The organism is Labilibaculum sp. K2S (assembly GCF_030372765.1).
Classification (GTDB): Bacteria; Bacteroidota; Bacteroidia; order Bacteroidales; family Marinifilaceae; genus Labilibaculum.
In genome coordinates, this window is record NZ_JAUCMW010000007.1 from 139,109 (window position 1) to 163,239 (window position 24,131).

A 24,131-nucleotide genomic window follows, 5' to 3' on the forward strand; every position below is an offset into this window, starting at 1 on the left:
TGTGGTTACTTTACCGGATTCAAATGCAATTATTGATTTGCTTTGATTAGTTTGGTGAAGTTTTTATTCTTCTTCAATTCAGGAAATTGAATAAAGATGTCATTAATATTTTCAGAATCGATATCGATTGCTTGTCTGATATAATGTTCCGAGGACTTGATATCACCTGTAATTGCATAATAGGCAGCTAAATTACTTAGTAATTGAGGACAGTTTGGGGTTTGGGCAAGACTTTCCAGCAATACATCAATAGCTGTTTCTTCATTTTCATTTTGATGATAATATTCAGCAAGAGTTATTGGATAAGTGGTATCGAAAGGATCCAGATCAATAGCCTCTCTGAATGCCTGAACTGCTTTTTGCGGCGAATTGGCTCTGGCGTAAGCTGATCCCAAGGCAAACCAATAGTCTGAATTTGTATCATCCAGATTTTTAGCTTTTTCAAGATAAACCAAACACTCATCAATTTTATCCTGATACATGAGAATTAGTCCCATTCCAAACCAGGGATCCGCTAAATTCTCATCCGTTTTAATGGCTGTTTCGTAATTGATTAATGCTTGTTCGTATTCGTCCATTTTCTCAAAACATTCACCAATATACGAATAGGTTGAAGCGTGGTCATCATCAAACTCCAGATATTCGGTGTAGCATTTTATTGCTTCTTCGAAAAGTCCCTGATTAGCCAAGGCATTGGCTTTGTTATAATAGGCTTTGCCATGTTGGTCATTTACCGCCAATGTGAATTCGTAGGCTTCAACAGCTTTAGGGAAATTTCCCATTCGGTTAAAAATAATTCCCAGATTGTACCAGGCGTTGTCTGAGAAAGGGTTTAGCTCCAAAAATTGCTCATAAGCCACGATGCTTTGATTGTCTTCACCCATTTTTTCATAACAATAGCCCAATTCAAAAAGAACTTCCGAATCTTCTTCGTCTAATTCCAGTGCTTCTTCCAGATATTCTATAGCCAGGTCGAACTGATTTAGTTGTTCGAAAGCAAGTGCAATTCTGAAAAGTAAATCTTCACGATTCTCGTAACTGACCTGCAGAGCTTTATTAAATTGTTTTTTTGCAAGCTCATATTTACCTAATTGGTTGTATATATTTCCCTTAAGTAAAAGGATCTCCTTGTTCGAAGATTCAATACTCTGTATATTCTTTAAAATGGAAAGTGCTTCGAGATGCTGTTCCCGATCAACTAAAATCTGAGCTTTTTTAATTTGGAGAGAAATAGCACCGGGGTGCTGTCTATTAGCAATGTTAGAAACTTTTACAGCTTCCAACAGATTGCCCTTCTCAATATAGTGATCAATGATGCTTTCAAATTCATGAACATCGAAATAGTAAAGCGTTTCAGCTTTAATCATTTCTTCGAACCGGCCTACCAAAGTAAGCGCATCATCATCAAGATAGTTTTCTGTATTCTCTATCATCTATCAAATTAAAATGATTATTGCATTGCAAAAATAGGATTAATTTTAAAATATTCAAGATGTAAGATATTAACAAAATCTAATCCGTATTTCTGTTTTACGGGATATTACCCAAAACAAACGGCCTCTTGCAAGGAGGCCGTTGTTAATTATAAATTGCGATGTTCAATTCTAAGTAAGTCAAATACTGTTTTCACAGGATTAAAAGTGGCAATTGGGACTTCCACAAATACGGAATTCCAATCAGACATGGCACCATTCCACAAACCAGGTAATTCCATTGCTTTCAGATCACTGCCATTGTGTGATTTTTGAGAGATGAAACCAGTTTGCTTATCAACAAACAAAGGAAGATCAAATTTATTTCCTTTATAGTCTTTAATACCGCAAATCAAATCTACCGGGTTAAAGTGCGTAGAACGTTCAAAAATATTTGTTTGTCGAACGTCTTGTTTGTCAATTTGCGATCCTTCAACAATTTGAAGAGATACAGACCCATCTGAATTTCTTGACCAGAAAGGTCCGCCACCAGGTTCACCCTCATTCTTAACCATACCACAGACACGAATAGGACGGTTGAATTTGGAAAACAGGTATTTCTTCAGTTTTTCAGGATCTTCAATTTTGAGACTTGCAGGTGCTTTTGTACAAAGTTTATCTTCTAAAAAGGCAAGCATTTCATCAAGAGTATTTTGCGAAATGTCTTTGTCTTCTTCAAGACGTTTCAGATAGTCAAAAATAAATGATTGGCGTTCCAGTAGAATGCCTGCTAAAACTTTTTTGAATTTATAAGTAATTTCCTTTAAACGATCAGGAACAACATTATCAATGTTTTTAATGAAAACAATATCAGCATTCAGCTCATTTAAGTTCTCAATCAAAGCACCATGTCCACCCGGACGGAATAAAATCGTACCATCTTCGTTTCGGAATGGCTCATTGTCTGTATCAACGGCAATGGTGTCGGTTGATGATTTTTGAACCGAGTAAGTTACATTTAGTTTGCCGTTATATTTTTCTTCAAAAGTTTCCTTGGTTTTGTCCAAACGATCTACAAATAGTTCTTTGTGATCTTCCGATACCGTAAGATGAATTTTGGCATCTCCTTTGGAGTTTTTAGCGTAATTTAGAGTCTCAACCAAATGTTCCTCGAAAGCAGTTCTGGAGAAATGTTTGTATCTGTGGAATTTCAGAAGCCCCTTAGGAAGACTGGCATAATTAAGCCCTTTTCGTGTTAGGAGCATGGCCAGGATTTGTTTGAATTGATTTTTATCAATCATCTTTTCCAAATCCATATTGTTTTCCGAAACGATATTTCGAAGATCGCCATAGAAAGCAAAATCTTCAATTCTATCGAAGAAGTTAAACATGGTCTCCGGTCCTTTGGTACAAAGGAATTTTAGGTATTCGTCTTCTGTGTCCTGATAAGTGTTCAAAAAATCGTATAGCGATTTAAACATTCTTGTAGCTGCGCCCGAAGCAGGAACAAATTTTAGCAATGAAAGGCTTTTGGCATGTGCTGTAAATACTTCTTGATAAATATCCTGTTCATCATCACCAATTTGCATTATTCCGTCATCAATTGTGGCAGGCTTCTTCAATTTCATTTTAGGAAAACCAGTCTTGAAGTTATTTAGTTGTTCTTCAATGGTTTTAATATCAATGGCTTTGGCCTTGAATTGAGATTGGTCTTGTTTTGAAAACATGTTTAAAGTTTTAATAAAGTGTCAAAGGCAATATAAAGAATACTTTCAATAAATGAAACGCTCATTCTATTAAATAAAAAAAATACTTATGCAATGCTTTGCAGTTTTGCATGTAAAAATACAAATATAGTGGGAGATTTACTGTTTCAATATTATAGTAATATTTGTAAAAAACCTATACAACTGTATTTTAACTTTGTCTTCTGTTAGATTTTTCAGCTGGCAATTTATCTTGATGAATTCCAATTAATATCAATCAATTTACTGGAATCAATTTCTTTTGTATTTTTGCGGTAAATTAGAAGAGCTATGACAGATAAGCAATTTCAGTGGGGAAACAATAAGAGATATAATGATTTTCCAAGTTCATTTAAAAGACGGTTTTCGGAACGAATTCAAAAAATATCAATAGATGCCGGCTTTACTTGTCCCAACCGCGATGGGAGCAAAGGTGTAGGCGGTTGTACATATTGCAACAACAATAGTTTTAATCCAGCTTATTGTAGTCCAAAAAAAACAATTACAGAGCAAATACGATTGGGGATTGATTTCTTTAACACCAAATACAAAGCTCAGTATTATCTGGCTTATTTTCAGGCTTATTCAAATACCTACGGATCACTTGATCATTTAAAGCAAATTTATGAGGAGGCTTTGTCTCACGAGAAAGTAGTTGGTTTGGTTATTGGTACCCGACCCGACTGCGTTTCTGATTCTCTTTTAAACTATTTGGAAGAATTGGCCAAAGATAATTATATCAGTATTGAGTATGGTGTAGAATCATTGAATAACAGTGCTTTGGAAGCTATAAATCGTGGGCATTCTTATCAGGAGGCGGAAAAAACTATCATGAGAACTTCGGGTCGTGGAATTCATATTGGAGCCCATTTGGTGAACGGCCTTCCGTTTGATACACCTCAGATGATGATTGAGCATGCTGTGGAGTTGTCAAATTTACCGATTGATACGCTTAAAATGCATCAGTTACAAATTCTCAATAATACAATAATGGCCAAAGAATATGAAGTGGAACCTGAGAAGTTTTACTTGTTCGAAATGGAAGAGTATTTGGATTTTGTTGTCGATGTAATTGAGAGGATCAACCCAAGAGTGAGTCTGGAACGATTTATAAATCAGGCACCAAAAGGATGGTTGATCGCTCCGAAGTGGGGTGTCAAAAATTTCGAGTTTGTAAATAAACTAGATAAGAGATTGGTGGAGAGAGACTCTTGGCAGGGAAAACTATTTAAGGAGATTAAATAATCAACCGGTAATTTCCTTGAGCACGTTAGCCGCTTTTTTAAAACCTAATTTTTCTGATTGTTTAATGTCTGTGATAGCAGCTTCTTTATTGCCGTTTTTCAACTTGGCAATTCCCCGGGCAAAGTAGGCCCGTTCCAATTTTGTGTCAATTTTTATTGCCTTGTCGTAGTATTTTATTGCCTTAGTATATTGTTCCAGACAATCTAGAGCAACCGCTTTGTTATAGTAAACACCTGAAGAGTTTAGCCCGTATTTTATTGCTAGATTATAGTCAGTTATTGCTCCGGAGTAGTCTTTGATGTAGTATTTGCAAATGCCGCGAAAATGTAATGCCTGAATGTTTCTGGGATTTATGGTGAGTAGATGAGTGTAGTCTTTAATCGCTGACTCATATTTCTTCTGGTTTTCAAAGAGAATTGCTCTGTTTAAATAGGCCTCTTCTTCGAATTTTTGTTTCGAGATAACAAAATTCAAATCATTAACCGCTTCTCTGTTTTTATTAAGAAAAGAGTAACAAATAGCTCTGTTATAATAGGCCGGAAGGTAGTTTTTATCTCCTTTAACAATTGTGGAAAATTCTGTAATTGCTTCGGTATATTTCTGTTTTCCCATTAATTCAATGGCATTCTCATTAGCTCTGTCTTCCCGGGTTTTATTACATCCGAAGACAACAAAAACGAGAATGATCAGTATGACAACAGCAGTAGTTCGTAAGTAAAATTTAGTCATGCAAAGTAGTTCGAGTTGGTTCCTCCAATATACGCAAATAAATAGAAGAGGTTTTCAAACCTCTTCATATTTGTTGTAAACAGTTATTTTTAGTTGCTTAACTATTTAAAAAGTTTGGTCAGCATATCTTTTTTGCCCATTTTTATCAATTCAGTTTTTATCGCTTCCCGATACTCTTTTTTGTACCAGAATAGAAATTTCCGTTGCGACAATTTCTCCTTTTCACTCTTTGCCGTAAATACCTTCTTTAATGTGTAGGGATGATAGCCGGAGTAGTAGATAACTGTGGCAACAGTCATTGGTGTTGGAGTGAAATCCTGAACTTGTTCCAGTTTAAAATCAAGTTCTTTTGTTTTCACAGCAAGGTCGGCCATATCGGTTGGTTGACTTCCCGGATGACTTGAAATAAAGTATGGAATTAATTGTTGGTTTAAGCCTTCTTTTTTATTGATGTCATCGAACAAAGCCTTCAGTTTGTAAAATAAATTAAAGGAAGGTTTTCTCATCATATTCAAAACATCATCGGAAGTATGCTCCGGAGCAACTTTTAATCTTCCCGACACATGATTTTTAATCAATTCGGTGGCATATTCCCGGTTCGATTTATTTATTTTATCATCTTTAGTTTGATGTAGAATAAGATCATAACGAATTCCGCTGCCAACGAACGATTTCTTAACTCCGGGAACTTGATCAACTTTTTTGTAAATGTCAAGCATTGCCTGATGATTCGTGTTTAGGTTTGGACAAACATCCGGGTGGATGCACGAAGGTCTTCTGCAGGTTTTGCAAATAGATTCGAAAATCCCCTTCATCTGGTACATATTGGCCGAAGGGCCTCCTAAATCGGAAAGATAGCCTTTAAAATCGGGCATCTTTGTAATGTTCTCAACCTCTTTCAATATCGATTTTTCGGATCGGTTGGCAATAAATTTTCCCTGATGGGCAGATATGGTACAGAATGAACAGCCTCCAAAACATCCTCTGTGCATGTTTACCGAGAATTTAATCATATCAAAAGCAGGAATCTTTTTGTCTTTGTACCGCGGATGCGGCAATCGGGTATAGGGAAGGTCGTAAACTTCATCCATTTCCTTTTCATTCATAACCGGGTATGGAGGATTCACAACAATTGTCTGATCTTTATAGTCTTGAGTAAGTTTCTTTGCCATCATGGCATTCGATTCCATCTCAATGTACCGAAAGTTACTTGCGAATTTTTTCTTGTCGTTCAGGCAATCTTCATGTGAATAGAGTTTCTGATCCTGCCATGTTTTTTTTGTAGGATAAGCTTCATCTTGCGCCACAAGAAAAGATGTTTGAGGAATGTTGGTTAAAGAATAAAACGGAACTCCTTTTTTTGTTAGGCGAACAATTTCTTTTAATGGTTTTTCGCCCATTCCATACACTAATAAATCGGCATTGCTTTCGCAAAGGATACTTGGTTTCAATTCATTATCCCAGTAATCGTAATGAGTCACTCTCCTTAATGAAGCTTCAATTCCTCCAATTAGTATGGGGGTGTCAGGATATAGTTTTTTCAGAATCTGAGAATACACAATTGTGGGACGATCAGGTCTTTGGCCGTGTCTGCCATCGGGAGTATAAGCATCATCATGCCGTAATCTTCTGTTGGCAGTATAATGATTAACCATCGAATCCATGTTGCCCGCAGTTACTCCAAAGAATAATTTAGGCTGTCCCAGCTTCTTAAAATCGCGCAAATCATCACGCCAGTTTGGTTGTGGTACGATGGCAACTCTCAAGCCTTCGTTTTCCAGAACCCTTCCTATAACAGAAGCTCCAAACGACGGATGATCAATATAGGCATCACCGCTGAATAGAATTACATCCAATTCTTCCCAACCTCTTTCTTTTACTTCCTTAGCCGATGTAGGAAGCCATTTATCTATGTGTAATTTGTTGTTCTCAGTCATATGTCTTAAAATTATTGCAAAGATAGTATTATTTATAAAGATTTTAAAGAAGGATTTTCATCCCAATAAATAATAAATTTTCAACGGATAATAAAAAGCTTCTTTTGTTGTTTGATTAAAGCCGGACAATTGATGTATATTGGGAAATGATTTTGTGATATTGGTGTCTTGGAGTATCTTTGCCTTACTAAAATCAGGCTGATGAATTATTTTTCATACCATACCCACACGACCTTTTGCGATGGCAAAAACACAGCGGAAGAATTTGTTGAAAGAGCTATAGATCTTGGCTTGAATGCAATTGGATTTTCTTCTCATGCACCTTTGCGGCAAAATGAACTATGGAGTATGCCTTTGCAAAGACTCAGGGAATATACCACTGAAGTGGAGGGATTGAAGCAAAAGTACCGGTCGGAAATACAGATTTACCTGTCTCTGGAGATTGACTATATTCCTGAAGTGACAAAATCTTTTAAGGAGTTGAAAAAAGAGGCTGGTTTAGATTATACAATCGGTTCGGTTCATTTGGTGAAAGCTAAATCTGATTCTGAATATTGGTTTCTCGATGGCCCGGATTCAAATTACATTCATGGTATTGAAGTTTTGTTTGACGGGAATGTGCAAAAAGCAGTTACTGCCTATTACAATCAGGTAATTGAAATGATTGAAACTCAAAAGCCGGATATTGTTGGGCATGTAGATAAGGTGAAAATGAACAATAAAGGCCGTTTTTTTTCTGAAAATGAGAAATGGTATATTGATTTATTGGATCAGACCATTAAAGTGATTAAGAATTCCGATACTATCGTTGAAGTCAATACCAGAGGGATTTACAAGAAAAAGTCTGATTCATTTTTTCCAGATTTGTATTTTTTGAGAGAATGTAAAAAGTATGCGATACCTGTTACAATCAGTACCGATGCTCATTATGTGGATGAATTAGTTTCAGGATTCGATTTAGCGGTGAGTCTGCTCAAAGATATTGGGTTTGAGTCAGTTCGTATTTTCGTTAATGGGGGCTGGTTCGATCAGACTTTGTAATTAACAGTAATTATTAAGTTTTTTAATTGAATATTGGACTGGAGTATTGATAAATAATACTATTTTTATCCGGTTGAAAAGGTCTGATACTTTTGGTTTGGTTAGTGGGTCTGAATAATGTGGGCTTTTTCGAAAATAGTAATGACTTTGAAACAAAAAAACATAGATAAATACTAATTCATGATACAGTCTTAATACAGATGTTAATTGATTTAGTTTGTCACTCCCGATATTAATCGGGACAACCTTTTTAGAACGTATTGACATATGAAGTTGGTTGATCCAAAAGATTTATTAAAGGCAAATGAGAGCCTTAGCTGGTTCGGTGGGGAAAGTTTTGCCAAATTGTTGATGTATATTCTTCGATTGAATAAATTGAATGATTTATATTCGGCAAATTGCGGTAAGGATGGCATTGATTTTATTGATGCCTTACTAGACGATTTAGGAATTAAATTCGAATTTGATGAGGAAGAATTAAAGCGCATTCCCAAAGAAGGTCCGTTCATTACAATATCAAACCATCCGTTTGGGGGGATTGACGGCTTAATTCTGATCAAGCTGATCTGCATGGTACGCCCAGAGTTTAAAGCAATGGCTAATTTCTTGCTGAAAAAGATTGAACCCATCAAAGATTATTTTTTGGGTGTAAATCCTTTTGAGGAAAGAAAGGGGGTAGCTTCCAGTACAGGAGGTATTAAAGAAGGCTTACGTCATTTAAGTGACGGTTTTCCCTTGGGAATATTTCCTGCAGGAGAGGTGTCGTCTTATCAATCCCATACAAATAACATTACCGATAAACAATGGCAGCCATCTATTCTCAAGTTTATTAAGAAAGCTGATGTGCCTGTTGTGCCTATTTATTTTCAGGGAAGTAATAGTTTGATTTTCCATTTATTGGGAATGATTCATCCTACTCTTCGAACCGTGAAATTACCATCGGAATTATTAAATAAAAAGAATAAAACGGTTCGGATTCGTATTGGAAATCCCATTTCGGTAAAGGATCAGAAAGGATTCACAGATATTAACCAGTATGGTCGGTTTTTGCGTGCAAAGACTTATATGTTGGGAACTCCAATTGAAGTAAAAAAGTTTTATCAATTCAAACGCAAGGAAAAAATTGCAAAGGTTGAAGATATTGTACCTCCTGTAAACCCGGAGATTATTCAAAGTGAGGTGGAAAGTCTTCCTCCGGAATATTTGCTGTTCAAAAGCAGTAATTTTACGGTGTATTGTGCACCGTCTTCTAAATTGCCTCATGTGTTGACAGAGCTTGGGCGATTGCGGGAAATAACTTTTCGGGAAGTTGGTGAAGGAACAAACCTGGGAATTGATGTTGATGAGTATGATTTGTATTATCATCAGCTTTTTATTTGGGATGAGGAACTGAAAAAGATTGTAGGTGCTTATCGTGTTGGCAAGGGAAATGAAATTCTTTCGGAGTATGGATTGAAAGGCTTTTATTTGCAGAGTCTGTTCCGTATGAGCAAAAATTTCCAGCCTATTTTGCATGAATCATTGGAGCTGGGGCGTTCTTTTATAGTGAAGGAGTATCAAAAAAAGCCAATGCCTCTCTTCTTGCTTTGGAAAGGGATTTTGTATTTTTTACTCAAGAATCCTCAGTCGCGTTATTTGATAGGACCTGTGAGTATTAGTAATAAGTATTCTGATTTGTCGAAAGATTTGATCATTAAATTTATTATGCGGAATTATTTCAATTACGATTTAGGACAGTACATTAAATCAAGAAAGAAGTTCAAGGTCAAAATAAAAGATCTGGATGTGGATATTTTATTGGAAATGGCTAAGAATGATATCAATAAACTAGATAAGTTAATTGGCGATTTTGAGATAACGAATGATAAGTTGCCGGTGCTTCTTAAAAAGTATATTTCTCTGAATGCCAGAATTGTGGGGTTTAATATAGACCCAAATTTTAATGATTGTCTGGATGGTTTAATCGTAGTTGATTTGTTTGATGTGCCTATTAAAGTAATTGAATCATTGTCGAAGGAATTCAATGATGATACCATTATGAAAAGATTTTCATCGGAAGATGTCAGATTTTAGCATATATTTTACCACCTTTGCAGGCAATTTTGTTAACTGAAAAAGATTTAGTAGTTGGATTTTCAATATTTATTTAAAGGAATAGTTGTGGGGTTAATGGTTTCGATACCATTGGGTCCGATAGGGGTGTTAATTATTCAAAAAACCATTCAGAAAGGTCGCTTGGCCGGTTTTATTTCGGGTCTGGGTGCTGCTGTTGCAGATATGTTTTATGCTACAGTTGCCGCTTTTGGTCTGGGAATGGTGCTTAGTTTTATTAAAACACAGGAATTCTACCTGCAGTTAATCGGTAGTATTTTTCTGGTGTATGTAGGGTTGCGAATCTTCCTTACAAATCCTATAAAGCAGATTAGAGGAGCAAAGAAAACGGGTAAAAAGGGAATGTTGGGTGACTTCGTTTCTATATTTTTTCTTACGGCATCGAATCCGATTGCAGTTTTTGTTTTTGTTGCAGTTTTTGCCGGAGCATCTATTTTTGGAAGCAATCCGACTTTGAGAATTGAATTGTTCTTGATTTTGGGTGTGTTGTTGGGAGGAGCTTTATGGTGGTATACCTTGTCGACCATTATTAATATATTCCGCAAGAAATTCAGATTAAAACAATTGTTTTGGATCAACAAAATTTCGGGAATTGTAATTGCAGCATTAGGATTTCTTGCTTTTCTGGCCTGTTTTGAGCCAATCAAATCCTTTATTCATACATAAAATTGCTCAAGGCGATATTAGGATATAAAAAAAAGACGCATTTGCGTCTTTTTTTATTTAGTTCTTTGTTTTTTTTGACTGTTGTGGCATTAGGATTCTCCTGCTTTTAATCCACTTAAAGCCAAGTGGCAAATTAACCTTCTGTATTATTTGATTATGAGATCATTACTGCAATAAGATTTTGGATTCTTTAAGACTTTCGACCCTCCAAGATTTTTCCAGACCTTTCAAGACTTTTTATCCTTTTACCGTATTGTAACCATGGTTGCTCCCCATCCATATTCTTTAAAAGAGGCATCTTGAGAATAGTGTTTTCTGTATTTTCTTTTGAGTTCATTATGAACACGTTGCTTTAATGTGCCATTGCCGATACCATGAATAAATACAATTTTTTTGCCTTTCTCATATTGGTTCTGACGCAAGACCTCATGAAATTTATTGAGTTGAAATTCAAGGATGTCGGCATTTGATAATCCTGTTACAGAGTCAATTAATGCATTAATATGTAAATCAACCTCGATTAAATTATCATCAGAATTATTGTTTTTTGGTGTCGGTTTTACTTTCTCTGAATCTTCTTTTTCACGAATTGCCTGTTGGAAATCTTTATTGCTTAGTTCTTCTATTTTTTGTTCCAGATTTTCACCTGTAAGTTTGTAAAGTATCACTTCCTGATGAAAATATGCAGTATCCTTATAGCTTGAAGATTTGTGGAATTTTACAGCCTGAATTTTGAGCGTACGATCCAAAGGTTTTTTAGGTGTGCATTTTCCTTGCTGATAAAAAATGACTTGAAAATGATAGCAGGTCAATTCGTTCAGGTCTTTTATTTCGTATTCTGATAAAATAATTTTTGATTTAGGATCAAGAGTTCCTGCAGTTATCCCTTCCGGTCCATTTCTTTTTTCATCACAGAAAGAGTACAAAAGAATTTGATTGGTATCGTTAATTAAAAATAATTCCAATGGACTTTCCGATTGGGTGGCCGATTCTTTGGGGGCAAAAGCTGCGTAAACTTCTTCCTTTTCAACAAATAGTGCTTGTTTTGTTGATGGTAATGAGGAACCTGAACTTGAAGAATTACTTTGTTTGGATTGAGGGGAAGTTCCTGTATTTACCGATTCAATCACAACCAAATTGGTTTTCAGACTTGGAATCTCAAATTCATCCTCGTCATTTAAAACCATAACAGTTTTGGCATCAATAATTCGGGTGACAACGCCACCGCCAATTTCATTTAAAAACCGGACTTTATCTCCTATATTTATTTGCATCGGATTATCTAATTTGGGTTGGCTGTTTTAGTATTTGTTTCGACTTCAAAAATCTAAAATAGTCAACAGGTTTTCTATTCCCGACAAAGTTAGCTATTTTTGCCGATCAAAAGGTAAAGCCCCTTTTTTATTAGGAATAAAGCTTGATTAATTAAGAAATAGATGGATTGTAATATCAATATAAATAGTTTGGACGCCAAGCAAATTCAAATTTCAGATTTTACCTACGATCTTCCCGATCAGAGAATTGCCAAACATCCTTTAGCGAACAGGGATTTGTCAAAATTACTGATTTACAAAAACGGATTGATTACAGAATCTGTATTCGAGAATTTACCTGCAGAGATTGCTGCAGGAACAACGATGGTATTTAATAACACCAAAGTGATTCAGGCCCGATTGATATTTCATAAGGAAACAGGAGCACGAATTGAAATATTCTGCTTAGAGCCCTTGAGGCCAGCTGATTATAGTTTGGCTTTCCAGGCTTGTGGTTCTTCATCCTGGAAATGTATCGTAGGAAATGCACGAAAATGGAAATCCGGTGAATTAAAAATGCCTTTCTATGTCGATGATAAGGAGTATTTTCTGAAAGCAGAGAAGCAGGAAGCATTGGAAGGAGCTCAGGAAATCTTTTTTTCCTGGAATCATCCGAACCTAAGTTTTAGTGAGGTATTGGAACAAACAGGTAAAATTCCAATTCCTCCCTATTTAAATCGTGACACGGAAATAACAGATTTGCTTCGTTACCAGACCGTTTATTCAAAGTATGAAGGGTCGGTGGCTGCGCCAACAGCAGGACTGCATTTTACTGAGGATGTGTTTTCCCGCCTGGAAGAAAAAAAAATCAATCGGGAAGAATTAACATTGCATGTAGGTGCCGGAACGTTTAAGCCTGTAAAATCGGAGAAGATAGGCGATCATGAAATGCACACAGAGCATATTCAGGTTAGCCTCGAGAGTCTTCAGAATATAATAAAAATTAGCGGACAAATTATTGCGGTGGGCACAACATCTGTGCGAAGTTTGGAGAGTTTGTATTGGATGGGTGTTAAAATTCTGACCCAAAAGGAAAATCCACATTTGTTGGAGCAGTGGGAGGCATATCAGTTACCGGCTAATTACAGCAGGCAGGAATCGTATCAGGCAATTTGCAGCTATATGCAGGAGAATAATTTGACTTTATTTAATGTCGCGACTCAGATTATTATCGCTCCGGGATATGAATTTAAAGTTATTTCGGGTTTGGTGACAAACTTTCATCAACCGCAAAGTACGTTACTTCTTTTAATTTCGGCACTCGTTGGTGATAAATGGAAGGAAATATATCAATACGCGCTGGATAATGATTTTCGTTTCCTGAGTTATGGTGACAGCTCCTTATTGATGAGAGGATAGAAGAGTTTATAAAGTCAAATAGTCTCAAATGTCTTGAAAAGTCGAAAAGTCCAAAGGTCGAAGAGTCAAAAAGTAATAGGTAATCCGGACAGATTTCGATTTTCAGATGATTTCTGTCGTGTTTTTGAATCTATGCATTGCCAACGGCTTTAGCTGTTGCGTGTAAAAGTCTTGAAAAGTCTGGAAGAGTCCAAAGGTCAAAAATGAAAAAATCGAAAGTCTGGAAAAGTTAAGTTTTTATTAATCACTGTTTGTTATTGTCTTTAAAACCCTTAATTTTAGTTTATGTTCATTCTAAATACATTCGAATATGATTTATAAGCTAAAACTGCTTGTTTTATTCCTACTGCTTTCTGCTGCACTTTTCGGGCAAAGTAAATTTGAGAAAAAAGGCGATAAAGCAATTCTGAAAGGAGATTACCCGGAGGCCATTATTCAATTCAAGAACATAAAGGATAAAAATGCTGAAGTCAACCGGAAGATTGCAGAATGCTATTTTGTTTTGGGCAACTACGATCAATCCGAGAATTTTTATAACAGTATTCAGGAAAAAGAAAAGAATTCTGCAGATTTGCTTCACCTCTCTCAAATAAACCTTGCTAATGATAACTTTACAGCTGCTGTATTGCTGGCTGAAAGAGCCGGTGAATTAGGTGCGGATCCAAATGAGGTTCAAATGAGATTGGCCACTGTTCGTAAATTGATCGAGGTGCGAAAGGCAAACCAAGATTTGAAAATCACTAAGATTAAAGTTCAGCCCCAAGGAAAGTGTTTGGGCATTTTTTTATTGCCCGAAGGAATTGTTTACTCAGAAGCTGGTGCCGGCAAATTGAAATCAGATAAAAATTACAAATTGCTGCTTGCCACAAGTGAAAATTCAGTGTTTGATGCACCTAAATCTTTTGCCGGCAAACTGGAACCGAAAACAGATATTGGAGCCATTTGCATTTCTCAAGATGGAAATACAATGTATTACACGCGCTGGTACCTTCGAAAGGGAAAACAACAAATGGAGATTGCCATTGCCGAAAAGAAAAACGGTGAATGGCGTTCTAAGGAAAGTCTGGCATTTTGCAGTCGAAAGTATTCCTGTTGCTATCCATTTTTATCCCCTGATGGGAAAACAATGTATTTTTCTTCAGATATGAAGGGTGGATACGGAGGAATGGATTTGTATGTTAGCAAACAAGATGGCGGGAAGTGGACAGAACCTCAAAATTTAGGAAAATCAATCAATACAGCACAAAACGAGATTTATCCACGGGTGCTGTCGAATAATCAGTTGTGGTTCTCTTCCGATGGACACGCAGGCTATGGAGAATTGGATCTGTTTTTTACTTCCAGAAATGAGGATGGCAGTTGGGCTCCGGTTATAAATCCGGGAGAACCGTATAATTCTGCATTTTCAGAGTATTCAATTCAGGATATCCCTGAGACAGGAATGCAGCTATTTGTATCAGACCGGGAAGATAGAGGTTTGCGGGACCGAATCTATGAATTGAAAAAAGAGGACAAAAAATGCGTTCAGATCTTTGTGAAAGATGCACATTCCAATGATATTATTAAAAATGTGAAATTTGCAGTTTTGAAAGCTCTGGAAAACAAAGAGATCGCCATTGAAGGCAAGGGGGGGAGTGAGGGAGAAACTTCTTTTGAGATACCGGAATCTGAATTGGATCGGGGAATATTATACGAGATTACTGTTCAAAAATCAGGATATATCGATCGGGTGATTGAATATTACCCATCCTCTCAAAAAATGAATATTGAAGTAAGTTTGAGCCGAATCAGCGAAAAACCTAAGTTTTCTTTTGTGTCGGAACTGGAGCCAATTGCTTATCCTAAGAAGAAGATTACATTTAAAAACATCTATTTCGATAAAAATGAGGATGATTTTAGTGATGAAGCTAAAAAAATATTGGATCGTTTGTACCGGTTTTGGAAAGAATTTCCGGAATTGGGAATTAAGATAAACGGCCATTCAGACTCGAAAGGATTGGCGCAAATGAATTTGGATATCTCCCTTCAAAAAGCTGAAAAAGCAAAAACATATTTAGTAAAAAAAGGTGTGGAAGCATCAGATATAGAGGTTGGTGCGTGGGGCGAGGAGTTTATTTTGAATGGGTGCTTTGATGATTCGGGATGTTCTGAAAATGAGCATCATGAGAATCGAAGGATAGAATTAATTTTTGTATTGTAAATCAATTGTTATTCGTCTTGGGAAGCTACTCTTTATACGCATCTTGTTGGTTGAAAAAATCAAGAGCAACAAGATGTATAAAAAGGATCATATCAAGAATTAGCATCCTTTCGCTTGTCGGCACTTTGTTCACAATATTATTTTCAAATTGCGTTCACAATCTTCACTGCGTTACGGTACCCTCAAGAGGGGAAGATGTTCGAAGAACAGAGGGGTGCTTAGGTTTATAGATTAAACTATTGCCTGGGAAAGCGAATATTTGTGTATAAAGAGTAGCTTGGGAAGAGGGATTGTCTTTTGTAATATTTGTTTCCATTAATTAATGATTTTATTAGAAGCTGTTTAAATCTATTTTTAGAAATTTTTATCGAAGAAAAAAGATTCAGAATTGATGCGAATAGAGGTTCTATTTAAAGATAATTTAACGCAATTATGAGGTTCTTGGCTTATAAAAAAGCTAGAGGATAAATTTTTAAACAGTTTCTTGTATTTACTACTGTTAATTTTTGTTATTTTTAAGAATTAATCTGACACTCTATTCTGCTATCTGTTATGAGGAATATCTACTTTTTAATCTGTTTTTTCTTGACCGCCGGGACAATTGGTTCCTTTTCTTCTTTTTTCGATATTAACTTTGCCGGCTCTACAGCGGGAGGTTCAACCTACGGTGTAGAAATTGCAAAGTTTAAATATCCGGTATATACCGATTATTTCGAAGAATTGAATGATGTTGTTGAGTTGAGTGGAAAAGATGGAGAGTATCATTATTTATCCGGTCTAAGCAATTCTAAGAGTGAAGCCGAGACTCGGGTGGAAGAAATAAAGTCTTTTGGATATGCCGATGCTAAGGTTTTGGATTTAAATCAGGAGTTCACGTCGGAGCAGATTTCAGCAGTTCTTACGAATGGAAACGGTGATCAGGATAAAACTCAGAAGCAGAAAATCACCAGTCAAACCGCTAAAAAGAATCAGGCCGCTGAAACCGCAATTGGTAAACTGACTAATATTGGTAATGAGTATTACTATACCATACTTCTTCAGAAAAGTAAAAACAGTCTAAATGCGGAAAGTTTTTCTCCGTTTAATTCAGTGAAAGTATTGGAAGCGGATGGAATGTTTCAATATGTATTGGGTCGATTTGAGGATGTGGGTGATGCTAAGAAATATTTGCAGGAAAAAGTGGAGGCAGGTTTTCCCCATGCAAGCGTTGCCGTTATTAATAAAGGTAAGTTGGCGGAAGTTAGAGTAGAGGCAGAAAGGAAAAGCGATGTGAAAATGGCCTCGAATCAGACTGGATCCTTTAATATGGGGCGAAAAATGAGAGGAAAAGAATATGTTGACTACTATTATGAGTTGGGGCATTTAAAGATATCTGAAAAGCCGCTTTACGTTATTGAAATAGGAGATTATGACGATAAAAAGCTTGCAAATGAGGCGGTTCAAAAATTAAAAGACCTTGGTTTTACTCAGGCAAGAATTAAAACTCCATCGGGTTTAAAGTCAGCAGCTGTTCAGGAAAGTCTTTCTGCAGATGCTCATTTTACCATTCAGGTATTTGCAAGTAAATCTGAAATGAACCTTAAGCGGATAACGATTAAAGATCTTACACGGACATTTGATCCGCAGGACGAGTTGTATCGTTATTTTTATGGGAATTACGACAATTATTGGGTTTGTCGCCGGGAATTGCGCGAAATTCGCAAAAAAGGCTACGACGATGCGTTTATTGTAAAGTTGTAGCTACAAGGAAGAAGTAACAAGGAGCAAGGGCCAAGGAACAAGTAATAAGGAACAAGGAATGAGTGACAAGTGTTGGGCAGCAAGGAAAAAAAATAGAAAGAAAGAAGATGGAGAATAATTTACAAAAACGTCTTTTTCAGTTTTCAATTGATGTAATTCAAGAAGTACGAAATCTTCCAAATTCAAAAGAATATCAGGTAATATCCTATCAAATTCTTAAATCTGCAACTTCTGTTGGGGCAAATTATGAAGAAGCTCAAGGGGCTGTCTCAAAAGCTGACTTTGCCAATAAAGTGGGTATCTCTCTGAAAGAAATCCGTGAAACCAATTATTGGATCCGGATTATTATTGCCATTGATAATCAAAAAATGAATTGGGCTGTCTTGGAAAAAGAATCTAATCAGTTAATTAAAATACTGGGCGCCATTTATAACAAGACTGCGAAGAAAAATGATAAATCCTTAAAACCTGCCCCTTGACTTTCCTTACCCCTTGTCCTTATTCCTTGTTTCCTTTCTACTTAAAACGGGCTCTTTGGTTTTACTTAAACTTTGTTCTTTGTTCCTTATTTCTTATTCCTTGAAACTTGTTACTTTCTCCTTGTATCCTTTCTCCTTTCTCCTTATCTTCGCGCCGGCAAACCGTTCTATCGCTGCTTTGTAAAAAGGAGAGGAAAGTCCGGGCAACATAGAGTAACATACTTCCTAACGGGAAGAAGGTCGAAAGGCTTTAGTAGTAGAACAGAAAAGAACCGCCTTCGGGTAAGGGTGAAAAGGTGAGGTAAGAGCTCACCAGCACTAATGGTGACATTGGTGGCTGTGTACCTTATGTGTTGCAAGATCAAGTACACCGGCGTATGTAGGCTGACTCGGCTGATGTTCGGGGGGTGGATTGCTCGAGACATTTGGTGACAAATGTTCTAGATAAATGATAGAAATTCTTTTCGGAGAATACAGGACCCGGCTTACAGGTTTGCCTTTTTTTAAACATAAATGGACTGACTCGCGATTGAGTTGGTCTTTTTTGTGATACAGTGAAAGTCTTGAATAGTCGAAAAGTCAAAAAGTCGAAAGGCTGAAGAGTCCAAAGAGTGAAATCTGATTTAAATGCCATGTGGCTTTATGGTTTTGTGAATCGATGTATTGCCAACTGCTTTAGCTGTTGTGAGAAAAAGGTCAATTGTAACAATTCTCCCAGAAGAGGGGTGTTTGGGGATCGAAAGTCTGGAAGAGTCTGGAAAAGTCCAAAAGTCGAAAGGTCGAAGAGTCCAAAGAGTGAAATCTGATTTAGTTGCCATGTTGCTTTAGTCCATGGTTTGTGAAGATATGTGTTTTGTGAATCGATGTATTGCCAACTGCTTTAGCTGTTGTGAGAAAAAGGTCAATTGTAACAATTCTCCCATTTTGAGGGGAGATCCCGACAGGGAGAGGGGTGTGTGGGATCGAAAGTCTGGAAAAGTCTGGAAGAGTCTTGAAAGTCGAAGAGTCCAAAAAGTGAAATCTGATTTAGTTGCCATGTGGCTTTAGCTCATGATTTGGAAAAGAAATGTGTATTGCATTAACTTGCTCGAAATGAATACAATGTATTTTTTTTTGAAACTTTTACGCAACCCTTTGCGTTTTATGTAATCATATAGTTTTGAGGACCTATGGATTAAAAGATTATAATTGTATGTGAATAGGTCATAAAAAACGATAAAAAGTAAAAATGGCAACTTTGACAGTTGCTTTTAGTAAAATAAGGAGGTATTTTTGTACTTTGTATTTATTGTACACACTACTACATATAAAACCAATATCTATGAATTTGTCTAAAATTAGTGTCTTCGATCACAACACACCTCGTTGGATTGTTTTTCTAATTGATTTGTTTATTGGGCTGGCTTCAATTTCTGCCGCTTACTTATTACGTTTCAACTTTAATATTGAAAGCGTTAATCTGAGTTCCGCAAAGTTTGTTATTCCTTTGGTTTTGTTGGTGAGAGCCATTAGTTTTCTGATTGGGGGAACCTATGCAGGAATTGTTCGGTACACAAGTGCTAAAGATGCCGAACGTATTTTTATGGTGATCTCCCTGGGATCTTTACTGTTTGTTCTTACAAACGGATTGAGCTACTATTTTCTGAACGGCGTTTTCCTGCTTCCGTTTTCTATTCTGATTATAGAATACATATCAATGGTTTTTTTGATGACCAGCAGTCGTATTATTTTTAAGGCTCTTTATTTTAGGTATTTAACTTATTCTAAAATTCGGGAAAATATACTGATTTATGGTAGTGATGAGTTTGGTATTATGGCAAAACATGCCTTGGATAGCGGTAAAGAGGTGAATAGTACTATTGTTGGATTTATAGATCACAACAACAGGAAAGTAGGAAGTAAGTTAGAGAACATAAAGATATATAGTCCCAATGATTTGGAGAAATTGTTGGAAAAGCAGGAAATCGATAAGGTAATTATTGCCAAAAAAGATTTAAGTGTTGAAGAACGCCAGAATATTATTGAAAAATGCCTGAATAAAAATGTGAAAGTTTGGGAGGTTCCTAAATTTGAAAGCTGGGTGAACGGCGAGTTGAGTGTGAAGCAGATCCGGGCCATTAAAATTGAGGATTTGTTGGAGCGTGAACCCATCAAATTAGACTGGGATGAAATCGACAGTCAGGTGAGTGGTAAAACGGTTTTGGTAACCGGTGCTGCCGGATCTATTGGCAGTGAAATGGTGCGTCAGGTAGCACGTTTTCGCCCCAAGAGCATTATTTTGTTCGATCAGGCAGAATCACCCTTATATGATATTGAATTGTCATTAAAGGAAGAGTACAATTTTTATGATTTTGAGATTGTTATCGGAGATGTGCGTGATTTGGAACGAACACGTAAAATGTTTGATATCTTCAAACCGCAATTGGTGTATCATGCGGCAGCTTATAAGCATGTGCCAATGATGGAGAACAATCCTTCTGAGGCCATAAAAACAAATGTGTTTGGAACCAGGAATATTGCAGATTTATCATTGGAATATGGAGTGGAGCGCTTTGTAATGGTTTCGACCGATAAGGCTGTGAACCCAACCAATGTAATGGGTGCATCGAAAAGAATTGCTGAGATTTATACACAAAGTATGAATTTCCCGGGTGGGCAAACGCATTTTATTACAACAAGATTTGGGAATGTTCTGGGCTCAAATGGCTCTGTAATTCCTCGGTTTAAGTCTCAGATTGAGAAAGGCGGGCCTATTACGGTTACTCATCCTGATATTACCAGATATTTTATGACGATTCCGGAAGCTTGTCAGTTGGTGATGCAGGCTGGTGCAATCGGTAAAGGGGGAAAAATTTTCATTTTTGATATGGGTCGTTCTGTGAAAATTATTGATTTGGCCTATAAAATGATCAAATTAAGTGGACTAAAGGTAGGTGTTGATGTGAATGTTCAGTTTACCGGTTTGCGTCCGGGTGAAAAATTGTATGAGGAATTGTTGAATGTGAAAGAAAATACAGTACCTACCAAACATCCCAGAATTATGATTGCAAAAGTCCGGGCTTATGAGCGGGAAGAGGTTGAACTATTGATCAACCATTTTTGTGAATTGCTTGATGAAAATGATAATTTCAAGATTGTTGCGCATATGAAGGCTATTGTGCCTGAATTTAAATCAATGAATTCGATCTATGAACAGTTGGATGCAAAAATTATCCGCAGGAAAGAGCAGATTGGATTGATTGATTTGGCCGAAATCAAAGAAATGTTAAGATAGTTGGGAAGAGTTTAAAAATGATATTATAAAAACCGTATCGAATTTATTGACACGGTTTTTTTTATTTGGCAGGTTTGACAGGCAAATAAATGATTGAGAAATTGTATTATTGCATGGAATTGCTGTTCTGTATGCAATATGTTCATAAAATAAGGGAAGATAAAATGCTCAAAAATTAGGGAATTGTGTATTCGTTCCTTATTTTTGTGCTGCGAAAAAAAAATCTTTCGTCTTATTGAAATAGGGTTTTGTCACAACAAAACGGATATAGAGGATAGGAATAAAGGTACATACTATTATAAATGTTATTGAAATTATGATTTGGTCGGTAAAAAAAATGTTTTTGCTTTGTTTGTTTGGGGTTTTATTCATCGGGACAGCAAACGCTCAAAATACAAATATCAATCCAGCGAGTGTAAATGTGGAAGCATTGAGTGATGCTCAGATTGAAAAGCTGATTTCCGAAATGGAAAAAAACGGCATGAGTCTGGAAGAGGCAATGGCCTTGGCACGGGCCAGAGGAGCTTCTCAGTTGCAGATCGATCAAATGGTGAAAAAAATCAACGAGTACAAAAGCGGTAAGCGAAATGTGAAAGCTCCGGCTAATGATTCTCAGGAGACTATGGTGCCGGAGGTGAAGCTTTCGGAAAAAGCAGAGTTTAAAGCCACTGAAAAAAACAAACAGGTTTTTGGTTTTCAGTTTTTCAATTCAAAAAACTTGAGTTTCGAGCCGGCAATGGATGTACCTGTGTCAGAATCTTACTCTTTAGGAATAGGCGATGAAGTAAATATATCTGTTTACGGAGCTTCTCAGCAAAATTATCAGTTAACGGTTCAAAAAAGCGGAGCCATAACCATTCCTGATTTAGGGCCGGTTCACGTGTACGGCATTTCGTTTACCAAAGCACAGGCAAAAATTAAAAGCAGATTGCTTTCCATTTACAACGGCATGGGTGGCGACCGGCCAAATACCTTTGCTGATGTAAGTATGGGAAGCTTAAAAGGAGTGAAGGTGAATGTGATTGGAGAAGTGAATTTGCCGGGCACCTATTCTTTGCCGGCAACGGCTTCGGCATTTAATGCCTTGTATTTGGCAGGAGGCCCCAATGAAAACGGATCGTTTCGAAGCATTGATATTTTGCGTGACGGGAAATTGGTGTGCAGTATTGATGTGTACGCTTATTTAATCGATGGAAATACGCAAAACAACATACAGTTAAGAGATCAGGATGTGGTCTTGGTTCGTCCTTATGCAAAAAGAGTGAAAGTAGCGGGTGAATTTAAACGGACTGGTTTGTTTGAGGCCCAGGCCGATGAAACAGTGGCTGATTTACTGCGCTTTGCCGGTGGTTTTACGGATAAGGCCTATACTCACCGATTGGAACTGTACCGCAACAATACCAGAACCTTAAGTTTTAAAGGGGTTTCTGCTGATCAGTACAATCAGGTTCAATTGATGAACGGGGACTCATTGGTGGCAGGAATGCTCACCGAACGTTTCGAAAACAGGGTAAGCATAGATGGCGCGGTGTACCGTCCGGGCAATTACGAATTGACGGAAGGCCTGCAGTTGTCCCAATTGATTAAAAAAGCGGAAGGACTCAAAGAAGAGGCATTTATGGAGCGGGCAGTCATTACAAGAAAGTTGGATGATATGAGTTTGAAAGCCATTTCCTTCTCGGTTCGGGATGTGGTGAATGGAAAAATAGATTTTGAGCTTCAGAAAGAAGACCGGATTCAGATTTCATCGATATTTGATATGCGCGAAGCCAGAACGGTTGAAATTGTTGGAGAAGTTCAGTTTGAAGGAACTTATGCCTGGGCAGAAAATTTACGCATTGGAGATCTGATTTTTCAGGCAGGAGGTTTCAAAGAGGATGCTGAAGTGGCAGGATTGGAAGTGAGTCGCGTGTTGGATTATAAGGAGACAAGTGAATTGACAAAATCGTTGCTGCATACCTTTCAGTTTTCATTGGACCGAAATTTAAAATTGAATTTGGAAGATGAAGCCTTTTTATTGAAACCTTTCGATAAGGTGTATGTAAGACGCGCTCCGGGTTTTCGTCCTCAGGGAGCAGCCAACATCCAGGGAGAAGTTAAATATTCCGGGGATTATGGGATTACTCATAAGAACGAAAAAATATCAGATATCATCCGAAGAGCAGGGGGGATCACTTCAGAGGCATATGTGAGAGGGGCTTCCTTGAGAAGAAGAATAGAATTGAGTGAGGCTGAATATCAGGCCAAAGTGGCCATTGCGGCTCAGGATACCACCATGACCGAAGCGGATATTGAAAAGGTAGCCTATCAGATTGTTGGAATTGATCTGCAAACCATTTTAGGTCACCCTGGTGGCATGGAAGATTTGCAGGTAAAAGCAGGAGATCAGATTTTGGTTCCTTCTAAATTAGAGACAGTAATGGTATCTGGTTCTGTATTGAGTCCTGTGGCTCATACTTTTACAAAAAAGAAAAAATTAAAAGATTACGTGTACAGCAGCGGTGGTTTTGCCGAACGGGCCAAAAAAGGAAAGGTATATGTTCTGTATGCCAATGGAACCACTCAGGCAACAAAAGGAGGATTGTTTGGCCGTCGTTTTCCGAAGGTAGAACCGGGTTGTGAAATCATTGTGCCTGAAAAACCAGAGGTTGACAAAGCCGGACAGGCAAGCAAATGGTTGGCCATTGCATCTACTTTTGCAACATTAATTACCGCCATTGCGGTGGCTACGCGTTAGGAAGAGGGATTATACGGATGTCATCCTGAGCTTGGCGAAGGATCTAATTATATAAGTGAACAGATCCTTCACTGCGTTCCTCCGTTCAGGATGACTAAAAGAAGGAGTGTCATCCTGAGCTTGTCGAGGGATCTCAACCGTA

15 protein-coding genes and 1 other RNA gene are annotated in these 24,131 nt (G+C 37.2%); 11 read left to right on the forward strand and 5 right to left on the reverse strand.

The genetic code is table 11. From position 1 onward, the window contains the following. Nucleotides 1–29: 29 nt before the first annotated feature. Nucleotides 30–1,433, reverse strand: coding sequence for a tetratricopeptide repeat protein (locus tag QUH73_RS10585; protein WP_289530412.1), 1,404 nt, complete (start codon nt 1,431–1,433; stop codon nt 30–32). A gap of 149 nt (nt 1,434–1,582) precedes the next feature. Then, a complete protein-coding gene (locus QUH73_RS10590) occupies nt 1,583–3,139 on the reverse strand; it encodes a DUF4301 family protein (protein WP_289530413.1) in 1,557 nt (518 codons plus the stop codon). A 309-nt stretch (nt 3,140–3,448) separates the two neighbouring features. Here QUH73_RS10590 and QUH73_RS10595 point away from each other — a divergent pair, with 309 nt between their 5' ends. After that, nucleotides 3,449–4,402 carry a TIGR01212 family radical SAM protein gene (locus tag QUH73_RS10595; RefSeq protein WP_289530414.1) on the forward strand — a complete coding sequence of 318 codons (954 nt, stop codon included), beginning with the start codon at nt 3,449–3,451 and terminating at the stop codon, nt 4,400–4,402. Here QUH73_RS10595 and QUH73_RS10600 read toward each other — a convergent pair whose 3' ends face one another. Next, nucleotides 4,403–5,131, reverse strand: coding sequence for a tetratricopeptide repeat protein (locus QUH73_RS10600; RefSeq protein WP_289530415.1), 729 nt, complete (start codon nt 5,129–5,131; stop codon nt 4,403–4,405). 101 nt (nt 5,132–5,232) lie between these two features. Next, complete coding sequence (locus QUH73_RS10605; protein ID WP_289530416.1) at nt 5,233–7,068, reverse strand: YgiQ family radical SAM protein; 1,836 nt, start codon at nt 7,066–7,068, stop codon at nt 5,233–5,235. Nucleotides 7,069–7,269: 201 nt separating this feature from the next. Here QUH73_RS10605 and QUH73_RS10610 point away from each other — a divergent pair, with 201 nt between their 5' ends. The 3 genes from QUH73_RS10610 to QUH73_RS10620 all read left to right on the forward strand — a co-directional run bounded on the left by QUH73_RS10610 (nt 7,270) and on the right by QUH73_RS10620 (nt 10,887). Then, a complete protein-coding gene (locus QUH73_RS10610) occupies nt 7,270–8,109 on the forward strand; it encodes a histidinol-phosphatase (protein ID WP_289530417.1) in 840 nt (279 codons plus the stop codon). A 267-nt stretch (nt 8,110–8,376) separates the two neighbouring features. Continuing rightward, a complete protein-coding gene (locus QUH73_RS10615) occupies nt 8,377–10,182 on the forward strand; it encodes a lysophospholipid acyltransferase family protein (RefSeq protein WP_289530418.1) in 1,806 nt (601 codons plus the stop codon). A 54-nt stretch (nt 10,183–10,236) separates the two neighbouring features. Continuing rightward, on the forward strand, nt 10,237–10,887 hold the full coding sequence (locus QUH73_RS10620) for a LysE family translocator (RefSeq protein ID WP_197092799.1): 651 nt from the start codon (nt 10,237–10,239) through the stop codon (nt 10,885–10,887). Between the two features lie 245 nt (nt 10,888–11,132). Here QUH73_RS10620 and QUH73_RS10625 read toward each other — a convergent pair whose 3' ends face one another. Further along, nucleotides 11,133–12,161 carry a Smr/MutS family protein gene (locus QUH73_RS10625; protein ID WP_289530419.1) on the reverse strand — a complete coding sequence of 343 codons (1,029 nt, stop codon included), beginning with the start codon at nt 12,159–12,161 and terminating at the stop codon, nt 11,133–11,135. Between the two features lie 162 nt (nt 12,162–12,323). Here QUH73_RS10625 and QUH73_RS10630 point away from each other — a divergent pair, with 162 nt between their 5' ends. The 7 genes from QUH73_RS10630 to QUH73_RS10660 all read left to right on the forward strand — a co-directional run bounded on the left by QUH73_RS10630 (nt 12,324) and on the right by QUH73_RS10660 (nt 23,989). Next, nucleotides 12,324–13,559 carry an S-adenosylmethionine:tRNA ribosyltransferase-isomerase gene (locus QUH73_RS10630; protein WP_289530420.1) on the forward strand — a complete coding sequence of 412 codons (1,236 nt, stop codon included), beginning with the start codon at nt 12,324–12,326 and terminating at the stop codon, nt 13,557–13,559. A gap of 310 nt (nt 13,560–13,869) precedes the next feature. Beyond that, entirely contained in the window at nt 13,870–15,759 is a 1,890-nt protein-coding gene (locus QUH73_RS10635; RefSeq protein WP_289530421.1) for an OmpA family protein, read from the forward strand. Nucleotides 15,760–16,344: 585 nt separating this feature from the next. Next, nucleotides 16,345–17,499 carry an SPOR domain-containing protein gene (locus tag QUH73_RS10640; RefSeq protein ID WP_289530422.1) on the forward strand — a complete coding sequence of 385 codons (1,155 nt, stop codon included), beginning with the start codon at nt 16,345–16,347 and terminating at the stop codon, nt 17,497–17,499. Between the two features lie 107 nt (nt 17,500–17,606). Beyond that, the gene (locus QUH73_RS10645; protein ID WP_289530423.1) at nt 17,607–17,978 is read left to right on the forward strand and encodes a four helix bundle protein; all 372 of its coding nucleotides are present in this window, start codon (nt 17,607–17,609) and stop codon (nt 17,976–17,978) included. Between the two features lie 154 nt (nt 17,979–18,132). Continuing rightward, nucleotides 18,133–18,482: RNase P RNA component class A (rnpB, locus tag QUH73_RS10650), an RNA gene on the forward strand. 817 nt (nt 18,483–19,299) lie between these two features. Next, a complete protein-coding gene (locus QUH73_RS10655) occupies nt 19,300–21,252 on the forward strand; it encodes a polysaccharide biosynthesis protein (RefSeq protein ID WP_289530424.1) in 1,953 nt (650 codons plus the stop codon). 316 nt (nt 21,253–21,568) lie between these two features. Next, complete coding sequence (locus tag QUH73_RS10660; RefSeq protein ID WP_289530425.1) at nt 21,569–23,989, forward strand: SLBB domain-containing protein; 2,421 nt, start codon at nt 21,569–21,571, stop codon at nt 23,987–23,989. Nucleotides 23,990–24,131: the final 142 nt, after the last annotated feature.